This is a genomic window from Parasphingorhabdus sp. (assembly GCF_041748495.1).
Classification (GTDB): domain Bacteria; phylum Pseudomonadota; class Alphaproteobacteria; order Sphingomonadales; family Sphingomonadaceae; genus Parasphingorhabdus.
This window is the reverse complement of record NZ_JBGTDD010000136.1, coordinates 1-3,465: the sequence shown is the minus strand read 5'-3', so window position 1 is coordinate 3,465 and position 3,465 is coordinate 1. Positions and strand designations below refer to the sequence as shown.

At 58.2% G+C, this 3,465-nt stretch carries 4 protein-coding genes and 1 tRNA gene; 3 read left to right on the top strand and 2 right to left on the bottom strand.

Annotation, left to right across the window (positions count from 1 at the left end):
- The coding region (gene ribD / locus ACEW8J_RS12090; protein WP_373491896.1) for a bifunctional diaminohydroxyphosphoribosylaminopyrimidine deaminase/5-amino-6-(5-phosphoribosylamino)uracil reductase RibD at window positions 1-868 on the top strand (868 nt) is incomplete at its 5' end.
- A gap of 33 nt (window positions 869-901) precedes the next feature.
- Window positions 902-1,510 (top strand): riboflavin synthase, encoded by a 609-nt coding sequence (locus ACEW8J_RS12085; RefSeq protein WP_373491895.1) that lies wholly within the window; start codon window positions 902-904, stop codon window positions 1,508-1,510.
- Window positions 1,511-1,791: 281 nt separating this feature from the next.
- Here ACEW8J_RS12085 and ACEW8J_RS12080 read toward each other — a convergent pair whose 3' ends face one another.
- Together ACEW8J_RS12080 and ACEW8J_RS12075 are read right to left on the bottom strand one after the other, a co-directional pair.
- The gene (locus tag ACEW8J_RS12080) at window positions 1,792-2,193 is read right to left on the bottom strand and encodes a c-type cytochrome (protein ID WP_373491894.1); all 402 of its coding nucleotides are present in this window, start codon (window positions 2,191-2,193) and stop codon (window positions 1,792-1,794) included.
- A 185-nt stretch (window positions 2,194-2,378) separates the two neighbouring features.
- Window positions 2,379-3,158, bottom strand: coding sequence for a DUF1134 domain-containing protein (locus tag ACEW8J_RS12075; protein ID WP_373491893.1), 780 nt, complete (start codon window positions 3,156-3,158; stop codon window positions 2,379-2,381).
- A 219-nt stretch (window positions 3,159-3,377) separates the two neighbouring features.
- On the opposite strand from ACEW8J_RS12075, the gene ACEW8J_RS12070 reads away from it, so the two are divergent.
- Window positions 3,378-3,465 (top strand) — tRNA-Ser (locus tag ACEW8J_RS12070).

The window sequence follows — 3,465 nt, the reverse complement described above, 5'->3', positions numbered from 1 at the left end:
TGGGATCATCTTGGGCCGTGGCTGGACCCAGCCCGGCGGTCGCCCGCATGCCGAGGAAATGGCGCTGGCCGAGGCCGGCGCTTCGGCCAGGGGTGCCGACATTTATGTGACGATGGAGCCCTGTGCCCATGAAAGCAGCCGCGGTCCGACCTGCAGTATTGCGATTATCGAGGCAAAACCCAAAAGAGTGATTGTCGCGACCCTCGACGCCGATGAACGCACAAGGCGCCGCGGGATTGACCGGCTGGGTGATGCCGGCATTCCAGTGTCGGTGGGCATCCGGGAATGGGAAGCGCGCCGCGCGATGGCCGGATTCCTGTGCCGGGTTGAAAACGGCCGCCCCTTTGTTACTCTCAAACTCGCGCTGTCGCTGGATGGCTGTATCGCTATGGCCGATGGCTCGAGCCAGTGGATCACTGGCGACCAGGCCCGGGCGCACGCCCATCTGGAACGGGCGCATAGCGATGCCATATTGGTGGGAGCAGGAACGGCCAGGACCGACCGGCCAGGGCTTGATGTGCGGATCGACGGACTGACCGACCGATCGCCGCAACCAGTTGTGTTGGGCAGTGACAAGGACAGTCCGGATCACTGGCTGCAGATTGACGAGCCGGCCGCGATTGCCGGTCTTACCGATATCAACTGGCTGCTCGTGGAAGGCGGCGCAAAAACCGCGGCCTCGTTTCTGAAAGCGGGTCTGGTGGACCGGCTTCTGCTCTATCGCGCGCCGATCATCATCGGTGGCGGGTTGCCTGCCATTGCCGATATCGGTCTGGAGAAACTCGGCGAGGCGCACGGCCAGTGGCGGCGTATTGACCAGCGCCAACTGGGGCAGGATATGCTTGAGATATATGACCGCGCCGCCTAGGTTCAGCTTCGTTCACAGCAAATAGGATCGCCCATGTTTACAGGCATTGTTTCGGATATCGGCACTATCGAATCGCTCGATCAGCGCGGTGACCTGCGGGTGAACATCAAATGCAGCTATGATATGGACAATGTCGATCTGGGCGCGTCGATTGCCTGTTCCGGCATTTGCCTGACGGTGGTCGACAAGGGAGACGGCTGGTTTGCGGTTGACGTGTCGAACGAAACCCTCTCGTGCACCGCTCCAGGGCAATTTACCGCTGGACGGCGGATCAATCTGGAGCGGGCGCTCAAGGTAGGCGACGAGCTCGGCGGACATATCGTAACCGGCCATGTGGACGGCGTCGGGGAAGTCCAGTCCAGCAGCGCTGCCGGTGATTCTCGCGAGGTCGTCATCCGCGTTTCGAAAGAGCTGGCTCCCTATATTGCTGCCAAGGGTTCGATCACGGTCGACGGTGTTTCGCTGACTGTGAACGCCGTGTCAGACGATGAAGCCGGCGCGCTGTTCACGCTCAACATCATTCCCCATACTGCGGAAGTAACCACCCTCGGCGAAATGGAATCCGGTCGCGCCGTCAATCTCGAGATTGATATATTGGCGCGTTACCTGGCGCGGATGGAGAAGGTCCGGTCGCTGGTTTGATCTGAAGGAAGCTGAGGATGGCTTGCTGCATCCGGGATGTCATTGTCGTCCGAACTTGATCGGGTCGTGGCAAGCCAGAGCGGCACATGTTCAGGATTGGTTGCCGTTCGCACTGAGCCTGTCGAAGTGCACCTATAGGCGCGAAGTGTCCTTCGACAAGCTCAGGACGAACGGAACGAGGGAAAGGGCTTCTCGGACGAAAGGGTGGTTCGAGGAGGAATATATCCTCCCCGCCACGGGCCGGGTCCCGTGCTGCAATGGATTGGGGTCGAATAGCCAGATCATTGAATCGGAGGACGATAATCGTGGCTTTTGAGCGTCAGCATATATGCCGCCAGATCATCAATATGCTTCGCACCGATCTCAAAATTCATTTGCCCGGGATAGTTGTGAGAATCGCGAAGCCAAGCCTTTAGAGTGCTGTGAGTCAGCCCTCGGGTATTGGCTATTGCTTCAAAAGGTGGTGCGTCAGGGTTCGACGAAACTTGTCCATCCGTCACGTCATGGCAACCAGCGCAGCGCGCCTGGGCAAATGCCAGCCCCTCGGCTGCTCCGTCTGCGTCTGAGCGCAGTTTGGAACTTTCGACGGCAGCATCGATATTTCCGACTGCCTGGTTTGTTGGGGCTATAGCGCACCCTGTCAGGACCAGCGGAAGAAAAATCCCCATAAAGAACATACGCATTGATGATTCTCCGGCGAAGTAAATTACTGGGCCTTTAGCTGACACTCATTTAGCTATATCGCGCCAGATAGAGCAACGCCTTGGATAGCCGCGTCGCATCCGGTTTCTCGCAATGACAACTAATCGCGACAATATTATGGCTGCATCGGATCGTTACCGGCCCAGATGACGGATCAGTCAACCGGTCAGAATGGCAGCCAGCGCTGTTTCTTGCTGAATTTCATATAGCCGATATTGGCACCAAGCCGCAGACCTGCGCCGAGCCGCACCGGGATCAGCACCTTGTCGTCGCTGCGCAAATAGCTGACATGGAAACCGCCGATGAAATAGGCCGCGCCTTCGCCGGCTGGAAAGCGTTGATACAGGTCCTCGCTGTCGTACAGATTATAAACCAGAACAAAGGTATTGGCTGCGTTTCCGCCAATATCAAAGCCGATCGACGGTCCGGTCCAGTAGACGGGCTGCTCGCCTTCAATCTTGTGATACAGCTTGCCGGAGCCATAGCGCAGGCCGACAATGAAGGCCCCGCTGGCTTCGCGTCCGGCGATATAGGCGTTGGGCCGGCCCTGTTTCTTCAGAATATCCTCGATAACTTCGGCCAGACCTTTCGCGCCTTTTCCGAATACGCCTTCGGCTGCACCAATCAGGTCATCATCTTGATAGGTGCTGTCTTCAACCGGCACGGCATCCGCGCCGCTGACAGGGGCGGCGTAGGATGTCGAGTCATAGGGGGAGACGATATCCGCGTTGATATCGCTGTCGATCGGCGCATCGTCGACCATCGTCCAGCTCGAACCACTGGCCTCGAAATTTCCGTCATAGTCGGGCGCAGCCAGATCGGCGTCGATCACGTCATTGGGATCGACACTTTCCACCTGGGCATAGGCCGGAGACAGTGCTGGTGTAGAGGCAAGCGCCAAAACGGCGAACAGGCCCAATGATTTCTTCATCCACAACGGTAACATGGGTAACTCCTTCACATTACCAGCCAGATACGGCTCTCGGCTGTTGGATATGACCGCGCAATGAACGGACGACGAAATGAGTCGATTCTGCGGCAGTACGAGTCGCTTTGCCGGAATGCCGCAATTTTGCGCTTTCCCCGCGGCTTTCGCAGTGGGCCACTTTACCCGTTGCAGCCAGCGCGATGCATGGTTATAGCGCCACCTCTAGCCAAGCTGCGTGGACACGTGGGTGAGCGGCTGAAACCACCTCCCTGCTAAGGAGGCAAGGGCCTCACGGTCCTTCGAGGGTTCGAATCCCTCCGTGTCC

Coding starts and splice junctions, on each gene's coding strand:
- ACEW8J_RS12080 (WP_373491894.1), bottom strand. CDS start 2,193: ATGCGTATGTTCTTTATGGGGATTTTTCTTCCGCTGGTCCTGACAGGG.
- ACEW8J_RS12085 (WP_373491895.1), top strand. CDS start 902: ATGTTTACAGGCATTGTTTCGGATATCGGCACTATCGAATCGCTCGAT.
- ACEW8J_RS12075 (WP_373491893.1), bottom strand. CDS start 3,158: ATGTTACCGTTGTGGATGAAGAAATCATTGGGCCTGTTCGCCGTTTTG.